We start from the raw sequence: 17,718 nt of genomic DNA, 5'->3' as shown, positions 1-17,718 counted from the left end.
GTGCTGGCAGCCGGGAAACCTGACCTACAAGGCCGCGTCGATTTTCTTGGCTGCGTCGTCGCTCACCCATGCGTGCCAGACTTCAGGATGTTCCTTGAGGAAGATTTTCGCCAGTTTTGCCGACTCGATACGTTCCTTGGCCATGCGCCCGAGGTTCTGATTGAGCAGGTCGATCGGCAGGTTGACCTTTTCCAGCACGGCGACCAGTTCCGGGGCTTCGTCGTGGAAGGTTTTCGACAGGCCGACCTTGATGCTGACGGTCTTGTCGACGCCGGGTTTCTCTTCCAGTTTGACCGCATCGATCTGGCCCATCAGCGGCGTCGGCGACCAGTAGTAGAAGAGGATCGGCTCGCCACGCTTGTAACTCGACAGCACCGCTGCATCCAGCGCAGGGCCGGTGCCCGGGCGGAAGTTGGTATAGCTGTTTTCGAGGCCGTAGCTCTTGAGCATTTCGCTGTTGTCGAGCTCGCAGGTCCAGCCGGCGGGGCAGTTATAGAAGCGGCCCTTGGACGGCTCTTCGGCATCCTTGAACACGGCGGAATACTTGCCCAGATCAGCGATGTTTTTCAGGTCCGGGGCTTTCGCCTCGAGCTTGCGCTTGGCGTCGCCTTCGATCACGTAACGCGGCACGTACCAGCCTTCGACAGCGCCCACCACCGGTGCACCGACGCCGACGACCTTGCCGGCCTTCTCGGCCTTGTTCCAGACCTCGCTGCGGCCGACCCACTCTTCGGCGAACACTTGAATATCGTTGCTGCTCAGGGCGTTTTCCATGGTGATGGAATTGCCCGGCAGGCTGTCGGTCTTGCAGCCGTAACCTTTCTCCAGCACCACTTGCATAACGTCGGTCAGGAGCATGCCGCTTTCCCAGTTCAGCCCGGCGAATTTCACCGGTTTGCCCGATTCGCACCAGCCGGCGGCTTGCGTCGCACCGGCACTGGCCAACAGGCCCATGGACAGCAATGTGGTCAGCAGGGTCTTGTTCGATTTCATTGTCGTGACGCTCCTAATCATGAATGGGCTTACGGCAGTTCAAGAGGCATCCAGCCTGGTCCACGTCCAGATCAGGCCTGCGCCGCAGCGCGACCGGCCCCGCTCGTTTTTGCTTGTTGGGTGCTGTTCTGCTCGACCGGCAGAATCAGGCGATCGGGCACGGTGCTGTGCCATTTCTTTGCGCAGAAGTAATAGACGGCGGCCGGGAGAATCAGGCCGATGATCCAGGAAATGTCCACATCACCGAGGGCGGCCACCAGCGGCCCGGTGTAGAACTTGGTCGAGATGAATGGCAGCTGCACCAGCACGCCGAACACATAGACGCTGATACCGAGCAGGTTCCAGCGGCCGTAGCGACCGTTCGGATCGGCCAGCGCCGGCACGTCGTAACGCTCGCGGGTGATGCAGTAGTAGTCGACCAGATTGATCGCGCTCCACGGGGTGAAGAAGGCGAGCAGAAACAGGATGAACGACTTGAACGCACCGAGGAACGAGTGCTGCCCGAGCAGGGCAATCAGGGTTGCCGCGCCGACGATGAACAGCACGAAGATCAGCCGCTGCATGCGAGTAACCGTCAGGTGCCCTTTGAAACCACTGATGATGGTGGCGATGCACATGAAGCTGCCGTAGGAGTTCAGCGTCGAGATGGTCACCTTGCCGAACGCGATGCTGAAATACAGCAGCGCGGCCGTGGCGCCGGTACCGCCGAGCCCGACTATGTAGGCGACTTCATGGCCGGCGAATTGACCGTTGGCCGAAGCGGCGGCAAACACGCCGAGGACCATCGCCACCTGCGCGCCGATCACCGAGCCTGCGCCAGCGGCGAAAAAGGTTTTCACCGATGAAGTGGCGCTCGGCAGGTAGCGCGAGTAGTCCGCCACGTACGGGCCGAAGGCGATCTGCCAGGACGCCGCCAACGACACTGCCAACAGGAAACTGCTCCAGCTGAAGTGACGAATCTGCAGGAGCGCACCGACGTCGGTCTGGCTCATCAGCCGCCAGAACAGGAACACGAAAGCGATCACGCCAATCACGCTGGCGACGCGGCCGATCCAGTGGATCACCCGATAGCCGAGCACTGTGACCAGCACGATGACGCTGGCGAAAATCAGGATGCCAACACTGTCGCTGACACCGAACAACTGCCCCAGCGCTTGCCCGGACAGCACCGTTCCGGTGGCGGTGAAGCCGAGGTACATCAGGCACACCAACACGATCGGAATCGCAGCGCCATAAACGCCGAATTGCACACGACTGGAGATCATCTGCGGCAAGCCCAGTTTCGGTCCCTGCGCGGCATGCAGCGCCATCACACCACCGCCGAGCAACTGACCGATCAATAGACCGATCAGCGACCAGAACACATCACCGCCGAGCACCACGGCCAAGGCCCCGGTGACGATCGCAGTGATCTGCAGGTTGGCGCCCATCCACAGGGTGAACTGACTGAACAGACGACCGTGTCTTTCCGCTTCCGGGATGTAGTCGATCGAACGCCTTTCGATCAACGGAGTACTGCCTGCACGTTCGTTGTTAACCGCCATGATTCAACCTCTGTGGATTGCTATTCGGGTTCACTGAAATTCCTCTGTGGGAGCGAGCCTGCTCGCGAATCGGGTGTATCAGGCACAGCAGTAGCGGCTGACACGACGCCTTCGCGAGCAGGCTCGCGCCCACATAAACCAGAGCGTGTTACCCGCCAGTGATCATCGGCAGATTCAGCCCCTGCTCTTTCGCGCAGTCGATGGCGATCTGGTAACCGGCATCGGCATGGCGCATGACGCCAGTCGCCGGGTCGTTATGCAGCACGCGAGCGATGCGCTCGGCGGCTTCGTCGCTACCGTCGCAGACGATCACCATCCCCGAATGCTGCGAGAAGCCCATGCCGACACCGCCGCCGTGGTGCAAAGACACCCAGGTCGCGCCACTCGCGGTGTTCAGCAGGGCGTTGAGCAGCGGCCAATCGGAGACGGCGTCGGAACCGTCCTGCATCGATTCGGTTTCGCGGTTCGGGCTGGCCACCGAGCCGGAGTCGAGGTGGTCGCGACCAATCACCACGGGTGCCGACAGCTCACCGCTACGGACCATTTCGTTGAAGGCCAGACCGAGCTTGGCGCGCTGGCCCAGACCGACCCAGCAGATACGTGCCGGCAGACCCTGGAAGCTGATGCGCTCGCGGGCCATGTCCAGCCAGTTGTGCAAATGCGCGTCGTCCGGGATCAGCTCTTTGACTTTGGCGTCGGTTTTGTAGATGTCCTGTGGATCACCCGACAGCGCCGCCCAACGGAACGGGCCGATGCCACGGCAGAACAGCGGACGGATGTAGGCCGGCACGAAGCCCGGGAAATCGAAAGCGTTTTCGACGCCTTCTTCCTGAGCCATCTGACGGATGTTGTTGCCGTAGTCGAAGGTCGGGATGCCTTGCTTCTGGAACTCCAGCATGGCTTTCACATGCACCGCCATCGACTGCTTGGCGGCTTTGATCACAGCGGCCGGTTCGGTCTTGGCGCGGGCGCGGTATTCGTCCCAGCTCCAGCCGGCCGGCAGGTAACCGTTGAGCGGATCGTGGGCGCTGGTCTGGTCGGTGACCATGTCCGGGCGCACGCCACGCTTGACCAGCTCCGGCAGGATTTCCGCCGCGTTGCCGAGCAGGGCGATGGAAATCGCTTTGCCTTCTTTGGTGTATTTGTCGATGCGCGCCAGAGCGTCGTCGAGGTCTTTGGCTTGCTCATCGACGTAACGGCTTTTCAGGCGGAAATCGATGCTGACCTGCTGGCATTCGATGTTCAGCGAGCAGGCGCCGGCCAGGGTGGCGGCCAGCGGTTGCGCGCCTCCCATGCCACCGAGGCCGGCGGTGAGCACCCAGCGCCCCTTGAGGTCAGCGTTGTAATGCTGGCGCCCGGCTTCGACGAAGGTTTCGTAGGTGCCCTGAACGATGCCCTGGCTGCCGATGTAGATCCAGCTGCCGGCGGTCATCTGGCCGTACATGGCCAGGCCTTTGGCGTCGAGTTCGTTGAAGTGTTCCCAGCTCGCCCAGTGCGGCACCAGGTTAGAGTTGGCGATCAGCACGCGCGGCGCGTTGCTATGAGTCTTGAATACGCCGACCGGCTTGCCCGATTGCACCAGCAGGGTTTCGTCGTCATTCAGGTTGGTCAGGCTTTCGACGATCTTGTCGTAGCACTCCCAGTTGCGCGCCGCGCGACCGATGCCACCGTAGACCACCAGTTCTTTCGGGTTCTCGGCGACTTCCGGGTCGAGGTTGTTCATCAGCATGCGCAGCGGCGCTTCAGTCAGCCAGCTCTTGGCGGTCAGCGTGTTACCGCGTGCGGCGCGGATCTGCACGTCACGAAACTTGTTGCTGTTCTGGGTATTGTCAGTCACGAAAAAGACTCCTCAGCGATCAATTCAAACCAACCCTGGCAGTGGGCAGCAGCCTGCGCGCTGTGCTGCGCGACAAGCGAATCAGTGGACGCTGCGGAGAGTCTCGACCGACTCATACGCATACGTCTTTACTTGTACATACAAGCATATGCAATCAAGCGGCCAACTTGTTGGAGGCGTGTTCAGGAAAAATCACGGGCATGGCTGGAGACCGCCTGAATCGAGGGTTCTGGCGTGGATGAAATTTTTCGGGTGGGGATTCTGAGGAGATGCGGCAGGGCCAAGTGAGCGTGGTTTTGCGCCACGCTGGGGCGTTCGGTAACAAGTTGGTGCGTGGAGGGAAACAAGAGTGGGGTTGGCTTTTGTGGCGAGGGGATTTATCCCCGCTGGGCTGCGCAGCAGACCGCTTTTTAAATCAGGAATGGGGCCGCTTCGCGACCCAGCGGGGATAAATCCCCTCGCCACAGGGTGTGTTCAGTTCTGGGGGAGTTCGATCACGCAGCATGCCGCGTTGGTGGAGACTTCGACCAGCCCACTGTTACCGTCCAGTTGCAGGCAATCATGCCGACCGAGCTGCGAAACGCCGTCGCCAACACGCACGTCCATCAGCTCACTGACACTGAACACCAGCAGCGTCGATGCCGAGCTGAAAAACCGCTGCTCACCGGCCAGCCACTGCAACCGCGCGCTGTAACGTTGCGGCGCGTAGATCAGATTGAAGTCGCGAATCGCACCGCCGAGCAAAGTGCAGGACACTTGGCTTTCGCCGCTGAAAGCAAACGGGTCCAAGGGTAACAGCGGACGGGTATCGTCACCGTCGACGCACAGGGTCATGCCGTCGCCCTGCAACACGGTGATCACTCGCTGGTAACCGGCGAATGTCGAGAAACCGCCCGATTCGGTGATGTCGGCAATCGACAGGCGCCAGCCGAAACCGTCCAGGCCAGCGCCCGCATCGCGGGTGATTTCCTCGGTGCTGCCGCCGCCGTTTTTCCACGGCATGCGCGGGTAGCCTTCGGCGCGTAGAACCTTCACTTGATAATTCATTTATGAAAGCGCCCTTCCAGACGATGGCGGGAACCGGGGTGGATCAAACGCGCCGCCGTCACCGGTTGACGCCCCGACCAGGTTCGCCGGCGGATCAGCAGGCACGGCTCGCCCTTTTCGATCTGCAGCAACTTGCACTCCGACGGCTCGGCAAGAATCGCTTCGACCACGTGCTCGCCTTCGGTCAGCGGCGCGACCTGGTTGAGATAGGCATAAGGCGTTTGCAGGGTGAAATCCTGCTTGAGGTATTCCGGCGCGACCAGGGCGTTGACGAAACGGTCTTCGATTTGCACCGGAATGCCGTTTTCGTAATGCACGATCAGCGAGTGGAAGACCTTCTGACCTTCGCGCATGTCCAGCGCCAGCGCGCGTTCGGAGCCGGCAGCTTCTTCTTCGAGGGTGATGACCTGGCAGGTGTGGCGATGGCCGCGCGAGGCGATTTCATCGGCGATGTTGTGCACTTCGAACAGCGCAGACTGGCTCTTCGGTTCGGCGACAAACGTGCCCACGCCTTGCATGCGCACCAGCAGGCCGTCGGCGGTCATCTCGCGCAGGGCGCGGTTGATGGTCATGCGGCTGAAGCCGAGCTGGCTTACCAGTTCGCTTTCGGACGGCACGCGGTAGTGCGGCGGCCAGTTACCGCTGTCGATCTGCTGGGTGATCATCTGTTTGACGCGGGCGTACAAGGGCGCCGGACTGTCGCCCATGTTCGCGGCCAACGGAGAAACTGGAGGCGGAGTCGGCACGGTTGATCCCTGTTCATTGGATGAAAGTGACTAGCTTGCCGGAGTTTACCGGGCAGGCAAACGTCTGTATATGTATATACAAATAACACACGATGGGGTGCCGAACGATGTCCGCCTTCTTTGCCGAACGCGCACTGCTGCCTAACGGATGGGCCAACAATGTACGTCTCGAGGTCAGCGCCGATGGCCTGTTGACCCGAATCCAGGCCGATTCCAGCGCAGACGGCGCCGAACGGCTGCGCGGGCCGTTGCTGCCGGGAATGCCCAATCTGCACTCCCACGCCTTCCAGCGTGCCATGGCTGGATTGGCCGAAGTGGCCGGCAACCCCAACGACAGTTTCTGGACCTGGCGCGATCTGATGTATCGCCTCGTCGGAAAAATCAGCCCGGATCAGCTCGGCATCATCGCCCGTCAGCTGTACATCGAAATGCTCAAGGCCGGTTACACCTCGGTCGCCGAATTTCACTACGTGCACCACGACAGCAACGGCCAACCGTACGCCGATCCGGCGGAACTGGCGTTGCGCATCAGCCAGGCCGCCAGCGAAAGCGGTATCGGTCTGACCCTGCTGCCAGTGCTCTACAGTCATTCCGGTTTCGGCGGGCAGACGCCAAATGATGGCCAGCGTCGCTTTATCAACAGCACTGAGAACTATCTGAATCTGCAAGCGCGGTTGCAGCCGTTACTGGCGCAGCAAAAGGCGCAATCGCTGGGCCTGTGTTTCCACTCATTGCGTGCGGTGACGCCGCAGCAGATCAGCGAAGTGTTGGCGGCCAGTGACAAACAATGCCCGGTGCACATCCACATCGCCGAGCAGCAGAAAGAAGTCGACGATTGCCTGAGCTGGAGCGGTCGCCGTCCGTTGCAATGGCTCTACGAGAACGCTGAAGTCGATCAGCGCTGGTGTCTGGTCCACGCCACCCACGCCAACCCGGAAGAAGTCACGCTAATGGCCAACAGTCGCGCGATCGCCGGGCTGTGTCTGACCACTGAAGCAAATCTGGGCGACGGGATTTTCCCGGCGGTGGATTTCCTCGCCCAGGGCGGGCGCATGGGCATTGGCTCCGACAGCCATGTGTCGTTGAGCGTGGTGGAAGAGTTGCGCTGGCTGGAATATGGCCAGCGCCTGCGTGATCAGCGGCGCAATCGCTTGTATGGCGCGCAGCAGCCGATGGTCGGCCGCACCCTGTATGACGCGGCGCTGGACGGCGGCGCGCAGGCGCTGGGGCAGCCGATCGGCGCGCTGGAAGTGGGCAAGCGCGCGGACTGGATTGTGCTGGATGGCAACGATCCGTATCTGGCGACGGCTTCGGGGGACGGGATTCTCAATCGCTGGTTGTTCGCCGGCGGCGATCGCCAGGTGCGCGATGTGCTGGTCAATGGTCAGTGGGTGGTGCGCGATGGCCGGCATGCCGGCGAAGAGCACAGCGCCCGAGCCTTCACCCGGGTCCTGCGCGATCTTTTAGGGTAAGAAAAGCAAAAGATCGCAGCCTTCGGCAGCTCCCACACGAACGCATTCTCATGGAGGAGCTGCCGAAGGCTGCGATCTTTTCGCTCTTAATTAGACGTCTTGGCCATCTGCCGATCCGACGCGCGCCAGATCAGGCGTGTGGTGTCGTAACCCTGTTGACGCGCCTTGCTCAGCAATTCTTCACGCACTACACCGTTGACGGTCGGCGTGCGTGACAGCAGCCACAGGTACTTGCGACTCGGATCGCCGACGATGGCGGTCTTGTAATCGTCGCTGACGTACAACACCCAGTACTCGCCCTTCGCCACACCCGGCACCAGGCGCGAGAACCAGTTATCGAATTCGACCCAGAGCTTGTCGGTCTTGCCCGGCACTTGTGGATAAGCCGTGCCCTTGGCTTCTTCCCACTGCCACTCCGGGGTCAGGCAACGGTTGAGCACGCCGACGTTACCGTCAGGCTTGAGGGTGTAATGGGCTTCGGATTGCGCGCAGTGGCGCTGGAAGTACATCGGCAAGCGTGCCAGTTCATACCAGGTGCCCTGATAACGCTTGAGATTGACGCTGTTGACGGTCTTGGGCGCCAACGGGTCGACGCCGGAAGTGGCGCAGCCAGCCAGTACCAGGCCAGCAAAAAGGATCAGCAATAACCGCTTCATTTTTTTCTCCGTGGGCGCGAAGCCCCGGTTTACTTCAGGCCTTGGCCGGAAAACATCAGCACTTTGTCACCGGCGTATTGCACGCTGATAAAGCTGTTCTTGTCGCCCCAGGTACAGCTGGACATACCGAGCGCGCCCGAGCAATCAGTGGGCTTGCCGAGAAGGGTTTCCACTTCGGACTTGGCCATGCCGGCCGAGAGCTTGGAGTAGTTTTCCTGATTGACCTTGCTGCATGCGGCCAATAGCACGCAAAACGACAGCAGGGCGATAGATCGCAGCGACATGGTGAAACTCCTGGAACGAGGGGGGATGGCATGGTGCCAACCAGAAGCTTAGAAGAGAAAAGTGTCATCTGGTTCCGTGACCGAACGCCTATTTATCAGCCCGCCCGTCCGGCTTTTGCCGGTAAATCAAAAACTTTGTGAAGCCGTCGAGCATTTCGTCGACTTTCCCTGCAAACGCCTAATCTTTGGCGCGGCGCGGTCGAAAATAAGAGCAGCGCAACGCTGCCGAATATGGCAAATTGCCGCCCTTTCCTGACCAGCCCCTTCGCGGTAGTTCATTCGATGACCAGAAACATGAAATTCAGCCACAAGATTCTGCTGGCTGCTGCCCTTGTGGTGGCCGTTGCGTTCGCCTGTTTCATCTTCTTCAACGACTATCGCCAGCGTCAGGCCTTGAGCAGCAGCACCGAAGCGACCATGCAGGAACTGGGCAGCCTGACCACCAGCAACATCCAGACCTGGCTGGAAAGCCGCATTCAATTGCTACAATCGCTGTCGCAGCAAGTCGCCGTCGATGGCAATGCGCCCGCCAGCCTGAAGCGCATCATTGACCTGCCCGCCTACACCGGCAATTTCCAGCTCAGCTATTTCGGTGGCGCTGACGGTGTGATGTTCTCGGTGCCGGCCGGCAACCGCGCGCCGGACTACGATCCACGGGCGCGCGGCTGGTACAAAGCCGCCAATAGCGCACAGCAGACCATCGTCACCGAACCGTACATTGCCGCTTCGTCGGGCAAACTGGTGATCACCGTCGCGACGCCGGTGCAGCGTCAGGGCCAGATGCTCGGCGTGGCCGGGGCCGACATCGATCTGACCAGCGTCAGCGCGATCATCAACTCGCTGAACTTCGGCGGCCACGGTCATGCGTTCATCGTCAGCGCCGAAGGCAAGATCCTGATTCACCCGGACAGCAAGCTGGTGCTCAAGACCCTCGCCGAGGCCTATCCGAACGGCGCGCCTCAAGTCAGTCCGGGCTTGAAAGAAGTCGACTTCGACGGCAAAACCCAGTTGATTTCCTTCACTCGCGTCAACGGCGTGCCTTCGGCTGACTGGTACGTGGCACTGGTGCTCGACAAAGACACCGCGTTCTCGATGCTCAGTGAATTCCGCACCTCGGCACTGATCGCCATGGTCATCGCGGTGCTGATCATTATCGGCCTGCTCGGCATGCTGATTCGCGTGCTGATGCAGCCACTGCTGACCATGGGCCGCGCGATGCATGACATCGCTGAAGGCGAAGGCGACCTGACCAAGCGTCTGGTGATTCACGGCAACGATGAATTCGGCGCGCTGGGCACTTCGTTCAACCGCTTCGTCGAACGCATTCATACGTCGATCCGCGAAGTGTCCTCGGCCACCGGCCAGGTCAACGAAGTCGCCCTGCGTGTGGTCGCTGCCTCGAACTCGTCGATGTACAACTCAGACCAGCAGGCCAGCCGCACCAACAGCGTTGCGGCAGCGATCAATCAGCTCGGCGCCGCCGCTCAGGAAATCGCCCAGAACGCCGCCCTCGCCTCGCAACACTCCAGCGATGCGCGCAGCCTCGCGGTCGATGGCCAGCAGGTGGTGAATAAAACCATTCAGGCCATGCAGCAACTGTCGGCAAAGATCAGCGACTCCTGCGGCAACATCGAAACCCTGAACAGCAACACGGTGAACATCGGCCAGATTCTCGAAGTGATCACCAGCATCTCGCAGCAGACCAACCTGCTGGCACTCAACGCGGCTATCGAAGCTGCGCGCGCCGGTGAGGCCGGTCGTGGCTTCGCCGTGGTCGCCGACGAGGTGCGCAACCTCGCGCACCGCACCCAGGATTCGGCGCAGCAAGTACAGAAGATGATCGAAGAGCTGCAGGTCGGCGCACGTCAGGCAGTAACCATCATGACCGAGAGCCAGCGCGAGAGCGAAAGCAGCGTCGGCATCGCCAACCAGGCCGGCGAGCGCTTGGGCAGCGTGACCCAGCGCATCGGCGAAATCGATGGCATGAACCAGTCGGTGGCCACCGCGACCGAAGAACAGACCGCCGTGGTCGAGTCGATCAACGTTGATATCAACGAGATCAACACGCTGAATCAGGAAGGGGTAGAGAACTTGCAGGCAACGTTGCGCGCCTGTTCGGACCTTGAGCAGCAAGCCGCGCGGTTGAAGCATCTGGTCGGCAGCTTCAGGATTTAAGCTGCGGCCTCAGGCCTCTTCGCGAGCAGGCTCGCTTCCACAGTGGAATGCATTTCAATTGTGGGAGCGAGCCTGCTCGCGAAAGCGGCATAAGCCGCACTGAAGATTCAGAATCTTGAACCGGGCCTGGACAGAAACTCCAATTCCTCAGTCGTAGACTTCCGCCCCAACACCGAATTGCGGTGCGGAAATCTTCCAAACTGCGCAATCACCTTCCGATGCCGCTCGGCATAGTCCAGGTTATCGGCAAACACCGCCCGCTCCGACTCTGGCTGTTCAGCCACCAATTCAATAAATCTGGAAACGGCTTCGTTCTGCACTGCGAGGTTTTCGCAGTGTTCGAATACCAGATAAATGAATACCCGCTGAATCGGTTTCAACTGCCGATCGAAATCCGCTGCAATGCCTTGGGCGACGAGCTTCTGTGCGCGCAGATCACCGGAAAACGCTTTGGGGGTTTCGCGATAGATCATGCGTGGCAGTTGATCGAGCAACAGCACCACCGCCAGCCAGCCTTCGGGACATTGCGTCCACTCGGTCAATTCGCCGGCAAGGGCCTGATCGACAAAGACCCCGAAACGCGTCTGCGCTTCGAGGTCTTGGCTGTTTCGCTTGCCGAACCACAACTTGCCCTTTTCGGCCGCTACTTCGCTGGCTGATTCGGCGTGTCCGAACCACCAGTCGAGCAACGGCTGCCAGGGCGCGTGCATGGTTTATTCCTTGTGGTAAGCCGTGGCGCGGGCGACTTCTTCTTTCGAACCGAGGAACACTGCAACGCGCTGGTGCAGGCCTTCCGGCTGGATGTCGAGAATACGCTGGTGACCGTCAGTGGACGCGCCGCCGGCTTGTTCGACGAGGAACGACATCGGGTTGGCTTCGTACATCAGGCGCAGCTTGCCCGGTTTCGACGGCTCGCGGCTGTCGCGCGGGTACATGAACAGACCACCACGGGTCAGGATGCGGTGGACGTCGGCAACCATCGCCGCGACCCAACGCATGTTGTAGTTCTTTTTCAGTGGACCTTCTTCACCGGCCAGCAGCTCGCCGACATAGCGCTGCACCGGGGCTTCCCAGTGACGCTGGTTGGACATGTTGATGGCGAACTCCTGAGTGGTTTCAGGAATGGTGATGTCTTCGTGAGTCAGGACGAAGCTGCCCATTTCGCGATCGAGGGTGAAGCCTTTGACGCCGTCGCCCAGGGTCAGCACCAGCATGGTCTGCGGGCCGTAGATGGCGTAACCGGCGGCCACTTGCTGAGTGCCTGGCTGCAGGAAGGCTTTTTCGTTCAGCGGCTCGTTCTGGCTCAGGTACTCGTTCGGGCAACGCAGTACCGAGAAGATCGTGCCGACCGGGGCATTGATATCGATGTTCGACGAGCCGTCCAGTGGGTCGAAGACCAGCAGGTATGCGCCTTTCGGGTATTTGCCCGGGATCTGGTAGGCGTTGTCCATTTCTTCGGACGCCATGCCGGCCAGGTGACCGCCCCATTCGTTGGCTTCGAGCAGGATCTCGTTAGAGATCACGTCGAGCTTCTTCTGCACTTCGCCTTGCACGTTCTCGGTGCCCATGCTGCCCAGCACACCACCCAGGGCGCCTTTGGACACGGCGTGGCTGATCTCCTTGCAGGCACGCGCTACCACTTCGATCAAAAAGCGCAGATCGGCAGGAGTGTTGTTGCTGCGGGTCTGTTCAATCAAATAGCGACTCAAGGTAACGCGGGACATGGACGGCTCCGGTGGAATGGGGGGCGGAAATCCCGCGCAGTTTACAGGGAGTCTGAAAACCTAGCGAGCGAAGACGCCGGCTAACGTGCGCCTGGGTGTATTTGCCTGTATGAGACGTGATTGTTGGTGGAGAGTTCAGGTGTCGGATTGAGCGTAGTTCGGTTCGGCATGAGCGATTGAAGATTTTCAGTGTCTGCCCGGGCGCTTTCGCGAGCAGGCTCGCTCCCACAGGGCAATGCATTCCATTGTGGGAGCGAGCCCGCTCGCGAATGGCGCAAAGCGCCGCCATGCTCAGGTATTGGCTGGCGGCTTGCGCAACAGGCTGAACGCCATCGCCCCGAGAAATACCACACTGAGCAGCAACACCGCCCACAGCCCGAACTTCTTCCAATTGGTTCCGGCCACCGCAGCCGTCGTCGCCGTTGAGGTTTGCGTGGCCACTGCTTCGTCCTGCACCGTCGCCTTGCCCAGGCTCGCCAGCTTTTCTGGCTTGAAGTCCGGAATCAACGTTGCCAGTGGCAGGTTCGCCGTTTTCACCGTGGCATTGCCCAAGGCCAGGCTGTACGGCCCTTCGCCCCGGGCGAGGAAGATCACTTGCGTGGCGCGCACCGCATATTTCAGGTCCGGCGCCTGCTCACCCAGACCGCCGCCGCGCTCATCCACGGTCAGCTTGAGTTGCTGCACGGTCTGCCCGGACAGCGGGATTTCGTTCTGCACCACGTCCTGATTGTTCTGGCTCAGGCGATACAACAAACCGCTGCTCAGCGTCTGCCACGGCAAGTTGCTCTCGCGCCGGCCTGCCAACGTCACCGGCGCCAGACTGTTCGGCTGCTTCAGCTCAATCTGCACCCGCTCGACATTCAGCCCCATCGGCAACTGCCAGATGTATTCCCCGGATTTGGTGCTGCTGCCGGCCACGCTGGGCGACCACACCAAAGGCAGCGGCAGGTTGCGCGGGTCGCTGCTTTTCAATTGTGCCGACGTCAGGACGGGCGCCGAGCCCGGCGACTCCCACAACAGGCGCACATAGCGCGCGCTCTGCCCCGGCAGGGTTACTTCGTGCTGTTCGATGCGCTCATCGGAAAAGGTCAGCCGTGCCACCTGGCCCTCGCCCCATAACTGCCAGTGCTGCAGATCGTCGCTGGCCTCAATGCTGAAACGCTGGAAACCGTCGCGCTCGCTGGTCCAGTCGAGGATCAACTGCTGCAACGGTGCCTTGATCGCACTGGCATCGAGCAGCCAGCCGCGCAGCACTTCTTCGCCCGCCTCCAGTTGCGAGGACGGTTGCACTTCGACCAGGGTGCCGTTGGTGGTCGACTGCACGCGCACATTCGGCGCACGCTCGCTGGCGTCGGCAGCGTTGTACAGCGGGAACCATTTGACCTCGTGCAGCTTGCCGTCGTCGCGGGTCTGCGCCGATTCGCGAGCCAAGGCGTAGGCCTGCGCTTCGCCGGCGGCGTTGAACACACGCAAGTCGCTGAGATCGGTCTGGCGCGCCTGCAATTGCGCGCTCAGCGGCAGGTCGAGGCGATACCACGGGCCATTGCCGCTCACCGTCAACGGGACTTGCGTGGCGAAGTCCGCCGGTTTTTCCTGAGCACCAGCGACCATCACCACGCCCAGCGCCAACCACCCCAGATTCAGCATGCGACTCAAGATGCAACTCCTTCGGTATCCGGCGCGGGTTTGTCCGCCGCCGGTTCAGCCTCGACGCGTTTGGGTGGCAGCGGCGCGAAGTAGCCGACCACCAGCAGCAATACGCCGACACCGATAAACGAGACGATCCGGGCGAGACCGCCACGGTTGCTCAGTTCGACAAAAATCAGTTTGGCCACCACCAGCGCAATCAGTGCCGCGCCGATGAGCCACACTTCGCGGCGATGGCGCAGATGGCCGCCGATCATCAGCCCCAGCGCCATCAACGTCCAGACGATCGACAGGCCGGCCTGCACCAGCATCGACGCGAGCAGTTGATCAAGCTCGAACGGGATGCCGGCCCAGTGATGTGCCGCACGGGTGACCAGCGCGGTGCAGAAGGCGAACAGCGAAACCCCGGCGATCAGTTGCGTGGCGTGGTCGGCATGATCCTGACGGATCGACAACTGCGCAACGGCGCTGCGCGACCAGACATAAACGCCGAACAGCGCAAACAGCAGCCCCAGCTCCAATGGGTTGAGCAGCGGCACGTAAGGCAACGGTTCGGCATTGCCATCGCTGACGCCATTGGCCAGCCAGAACCACGCCAGCATCAGCACCGCCAGCGGTGCCGCCGCATACAAGCGGTACTCGCGGGCAAACGCGGCCACCGGCCACGGCCACGTACGGGGAGCAGCCATCAGCAACAGATAGAGGCTCGGCAGAATCGCCCAACCCAGCCAGCGCCAAGCATTGTACTGCTCGGACAACAGCAGCAGACCGTAACGCAACTCCAGCGCCAGCACGCCAATCAGCAGCCAGCAACCGAGCACATGGGCCACGCTCAATGCGCGCGCCGGCAAGATCGACGCCAAGCGGCGCAGGCTGAAGAAGTGCACCGCGAACAGCGCCGGCCACGCCAGCCAGCCGAAGTCGGCGGCCGGGTGGTAGCGCGAATGCCAAGCGCCGAGCAAAACCAGCGCCGCCGCCGGAATCAGTAAGGTGCAGAGCAACCCCAGCGCCGGCCATTTCAAGCGCAGTGACAACAGCGTCCACAGCGCCACACTGATCGCAGCGACCAGCAGCAACAATGTGCCTTGCAGGTTCGGCGAGGCGAAACGCAGGATTTCGCTGACCCACGCCAGCGTCCACCAACCGGCGCCCCAGACCAGCAGCACTTGCGACAAGCGCTGCAAACTCAAGGCATCAAAAGCCGTGGCATGGTTGCCCAATTGCAAGCGCCACGCACCGATCAGCGCGGCCAGCCCCAGCACCAGCGGTGTCCAGAAGCCGCCATGGGCCAATGGTTGCAATCCTTCGCTAGACAACGGCCCGAGCCATTCAGGCCCGGCGAGCAGAAACGCCGCGCCGCCGACCACCTGCAACAGCAGCCCGAAAACGAAACTCAGACGCTGTTGCAGGTACAGGCTCAGCCAGATGATCAGCAAACCGCTGGCCGCCCACACTGCACTCGCGGTTTGCCACGGCAGCACGAACAGCACCGCCAGATTGATCAGCACCAAGCCGGCCAGCAGCACCACCGACAAGCCGCGCAGCAGGCGCACATCGCCGCGCACCATCTCGGCCCGCGCCGCCAGCAGCATGCCGCCAATCAAGGCCAGACCGATCAGCGATGCACTGAGCAAACCGCTCCAGCCAGCGCTGAACACCGCCGTCGAATTTTCGCCGGCCGTTTGCAGGCGCAGCAGGAACAACGCGCCGCCCAGCAACTGCACGGCGAATGCGGTGAACAGGAATGTGCGTGATTGAATTCGCAAGCCAACAAACAAGGTCGCCAACCCGGCCAAGGCCCAACTGATTGCCGTGCCCTGGATGAACAGGAACAACGGCGCCAGCAAATACAGGAACGTCAGGCCCAGACACGCCAGCACTGGCAGGCCTTGCCTTTCCCATGGCGATGTCTGCTCGGGCGTAGCCTTGCGCAGTTGGAAGAAACTGAACAGCAGCGCGGCGCCAAGCATCAGCGCGCCCAGCGGTGCGCCGTCGAGCAGGCTGCTCTCGCCGGGCTGCAACTGGCTGAGAAACGCCAGTTCCGAACCCAGTTGCAGCAGTAAGGCAAAGGCCCGGGCAAACGGTCGATGCTGACGCAACCCGAGCCAGAAAATTCCCGCGCCTTCCACGGCCCACGCCGCAGAAGTCCAGCGCGCATCGAGCCCCAGCGGAATCGCCAGGCTGGCGAAAATCACTCCCAGCGCCAGGCAGGTTTCGCCCAGCAGCATCGCGCGCCCGCCCATCAAAACTTTGGCCAGCGCCATATAGATCATGCCCAGCGCCAACGCACTGAACGCCGCCGCAAATTCGAGGTGCTGGACCAAGGCAAACTGCAAACCGAAGCCAATGATCGGCGGGCCGAACAGCATGGTGCCGTCGACATAATCACCCTTGCGTGCAGACCATTGCAGCAGCGCCTCGCGATCAGCCTCCGCCGGAGCATCCTGCAGGTCGCGCAATTTGCGCCGGGCGAACAGCAGGCCGATGGCGAGGTACATGAGGAAAAACAAAATCAGGAACGGCTCGGTGCTCCACAGCACTTCCGGCGTGTAGGAACGCAGGCCCCAGGCGAAAACGATACCGAAGGTGCCGACGAAACCGATCAGGTTGAGCAGGCGCCAAGCCTTGAACCAGGCGATAGCAAGAATGCCCGCGTTGAGCAGAGCGAAATAGCTGAACAGTGCGATGTGATTGCCTTCGCCTGTAGAGGTGAGAATCGGCGCGGCGAAACCGCCCAAAGCTGCCGCTGCGGCCAACCCCAGCGCGTCCTGGGTAATTGCCAGAATGGCCGAGAACACCGTCACCGCGACCAGCAAACCGAGTGCAGCGGACGGATCAAGCAACGGATGCAGACGCATCGCCGCAAACACCGTCAGGTACAACACCGCGATCCCGGTGCCTTGCAGCATCAATGCATAGTTGCTGTTGCGTCGGCGCAGCCACCAGCCCAGCGCAAGCAGAGCCAAAGCCGCTGCCGCGACGCCGGCGTACCGCAACTCGATCGGCACCACCATGCCTTCGGTGGCGTAACGCAGTAAAAATGCCAGACCGAAAAACAGCAGCACCACACCGACGCGCAGCACTGTATTGCCGCCAAACAGCCAGTTGCGTGCAGCGCCGATGCCGCGTTCGATCAGGTTCGGGCCACGGGGTTCGGCGGGTTTTTGCGGTGGTGCAACGGGAGCCGGTTCGGCGCGCCAGACATCCGCCGGCAGCGGCTGGCTGGTTGCGCGGGCGACGGCGGAAATCGGTTCGAGTTCGGGAGGCAGTTCCCAGATCAGTTCAGGGGTCGGGGCAGCCTGCTCAACCATGTCGACAGGTTCGGCGACTGGCTCGGCTTCAGGTGACGGCGCAGGCGCATGCGAGGGCGAACCCTCCAGCACAAACAGCCGCTGAGCCACGCCTTGCAAGGCTTCGCGCACCTGCTCGAGTTGACGCTGTTGCTCCGCCGCCTGCGAGCCAAGGCGCGCAATGCGCAGCGCCTGGCCGATGACCAGCCCCAGCAGCGCACCCAACAGCGCGCCACCGAACGACTCGTCGAGCAGTCCACCGAGCACCAGCCCGATCAACATGAACATCCATTGCATGGTCGA

The 17,718-nt window shown here is 61.5% G+C and carries 13 protein-coding genes; 2 read left to right on the top strand and 11 right to left on the bottom strand.

Annotated features, from left to right (window positions below; all coding sequences use genetic code 11):
• Positions 1–24 precede the first annotated feature (24 nt).
• The 5 genes from OK411_RS02895 to hutC form a co-directional block, all read right to left on the bottom strand.
• Positions 25–993 (bottom strand): ABC transporter substrate-binding protein, encoded by a 969-nt coding sequence (locus OK411_RS02895; RefSeq protein ID WP_041477544.1) that lies wholly within the window; start codon positions 991–993, stop codon positions 25–27.
• Between the two features lie 71 nt (positions 994–1,064).
• Positions 1,065–2,537 carry a purine-cytosine permease family protein gene (locus OK411_RS02890; RefSeq protein ID WP_136492408.1) on the bottom strand — a complete coding sequence of 491 codons (1,473 nt, stop codon included), beginning with the start codon at positions 2,535–2,537 and terminating at the stop codon, positions 1,065–1,067.
• 148 nt (positions 2,538–2,685) lie between these two features.
• Positions 2,686–4,374 carry a urocanate hydratase gene (gene hutU, locus OK411_RS02885; RefSeq protein WP_110602115.1) on the bottom strand — a complete coding sequence of 563 codons (1,689 nt, stop codon included), beginning with the start codon at positions 4,372–4,374 and terminating at the stop codon, positions 2,686–2,688.
• Between the two features lie 474 nt (positions 4,375–4,848).
• A complete protein-coding gene (locus OK411_RS02880; protein WP_136492409.1) occupies positions 4,849–5,421 on the bottom strand; it encodes a HutD family protein in 573 nt (190 codons plus the stop codon).
• Positions 5,418–6,128: a histidine utilization repressor gene (gene hutC, locus OK411_RS02875; RefSeq protein WP_162999786.1), complete on the bottom strand. Its 711-nt coding sequence runs from the start codon at positions 6,126–6,128 to the stop codon at positions 5,418–5,420. The genes OK411_RS02880 and hutC overlap by 4 nt, the downstream gene beginning before the upstream one ends.
• A 146-nt stretch (positions 6,129–6,274) precedes the next feature.
• Between hutC and OK411_RS02870 the strand changes: the two genes are divergently transcribed.
• Entirely contained in the window at positions 6,275–7,639 is a 1,365-nt protein-coding gene (locus tag OK411_RS02870; RefSeq protein WP_264364385.1) for a formimidoylglutamate deiminase, read from the top strand.
• A gap of 86 nt (positions 7,640–7,725) precedes the next feature.
• Here OK411_RS02870 and OK411_RS02865 read toward each other — a convergent pair whose 3' ends face one another.
• A complete protein-coding gene (locus tag OK411_RS02865; RefSeq protein ID WP_016772094.1) occupies positions 7,726–8,295 on the bottom strand; it encodes a lipocalin family protein in 570 nt (189 codons plus the stop codon).
• Between the two features lie 29 nt (positions 8,296–8,324).
• Complete coding sequence (locus OK411_RS02860; RefSeq protein WP_016772095.1) at positions 8,325–8,579, bottom strand: hypothetical protein; 255 nt, start codon at positions 8,577–8,579, stop codon at positions 8,325–8,327.
• Between the two features lie 282 nt (positions 8,580–8,861).
• On the opposite strand from OK411_RS02860, the gene OK411_RS02855 reads away from it, so the two are divergent.
• Positions 8,862–10,754 carry a methyl-accepting chemotaxis protein gene (locus OK411_RS02855; protein WP_264364384.1) on the top strand — a complete coding sequence of 631 codons (1,893 nt, stop codon included), beginning with the start codon at positions 8,862–8,864 and terminating at the stop codon, positions 10,752–10,754.
• A gap of 107 nt (positions 10,755–10,861) precedes the next feature.
• Here the strand turns inward: OK411_RS02855 and OK411_RS02850 are convergent, their stop codons facing one another.
• From OK411_RS02850 to OK411_RS02835, 4 genes are all read right to left on the bottom strand, one after another.
• A complete protein-coding gene (locus OK411_RS02850) occupies positions 10,862–11,464 on the bottom strand; it encodes a DUF924 family protein (RefSeq protein ID WP_136492411.1) in 603 nt (200 codons plus the stop codon).
• Between the two features lie 3 nt (positions 11,465–11,467).
• Positions 11,468–12,478, bottom strand: a complete 1,011-nt coding sequence (locus tag OK411_RS02845; protein ID WP_016772098.1) for a class 1 fructose-bisphosphatase — start codon at positions 12,476–12,478, stop codon at positions 11,468–11,470.
• 291 nt (positions 12,479–12,769) lie between these two features.
• The gene (locus tag OK411_RS02840) at positions 12,770–14,134 is read right to left on the bottom strand and encodes a DUF3999 domain-containing protein (protein WP_264364383.1); all 1,365 of its coding nucleotides are present in this window, start codon (positions 14,132–14,134) and stop codon (positions 12,770–12,772) included.
• Positions 14,131–17,712, bottom strand: coding sequence for a DUF2339 domain-containing protein (locus tag OK411_RS02835; protein ID WP_264364382.1), 3,582 nt, complete (start codon positions 17,710–17,712; stop codon positions 14,131–14,133). The genes OK411_RS02840 and OK411_RS02835 overlap by 4 nt, the downstream gene beginning before the upstream one ends.
• Between the last annotated feature and the right edge of the window lie 6 nt (positions 17,713–17,718).

Origin of the sequence: Pseudomonas sp. RG1, from assembly GCF_025910115.1 — a bacterium.
GTDB classification, from domain to species: domain Bacteria; phylum Pseudomonadota; class Gammaproteobacteria; order Pseudomonadales; family Pseudomonadaceae; genus Aquipseudomonas; species Aquipseudomonas atacamensis.
This window is presented reverse-complemented; position numbering and strand designations above follow the sequence as displayed.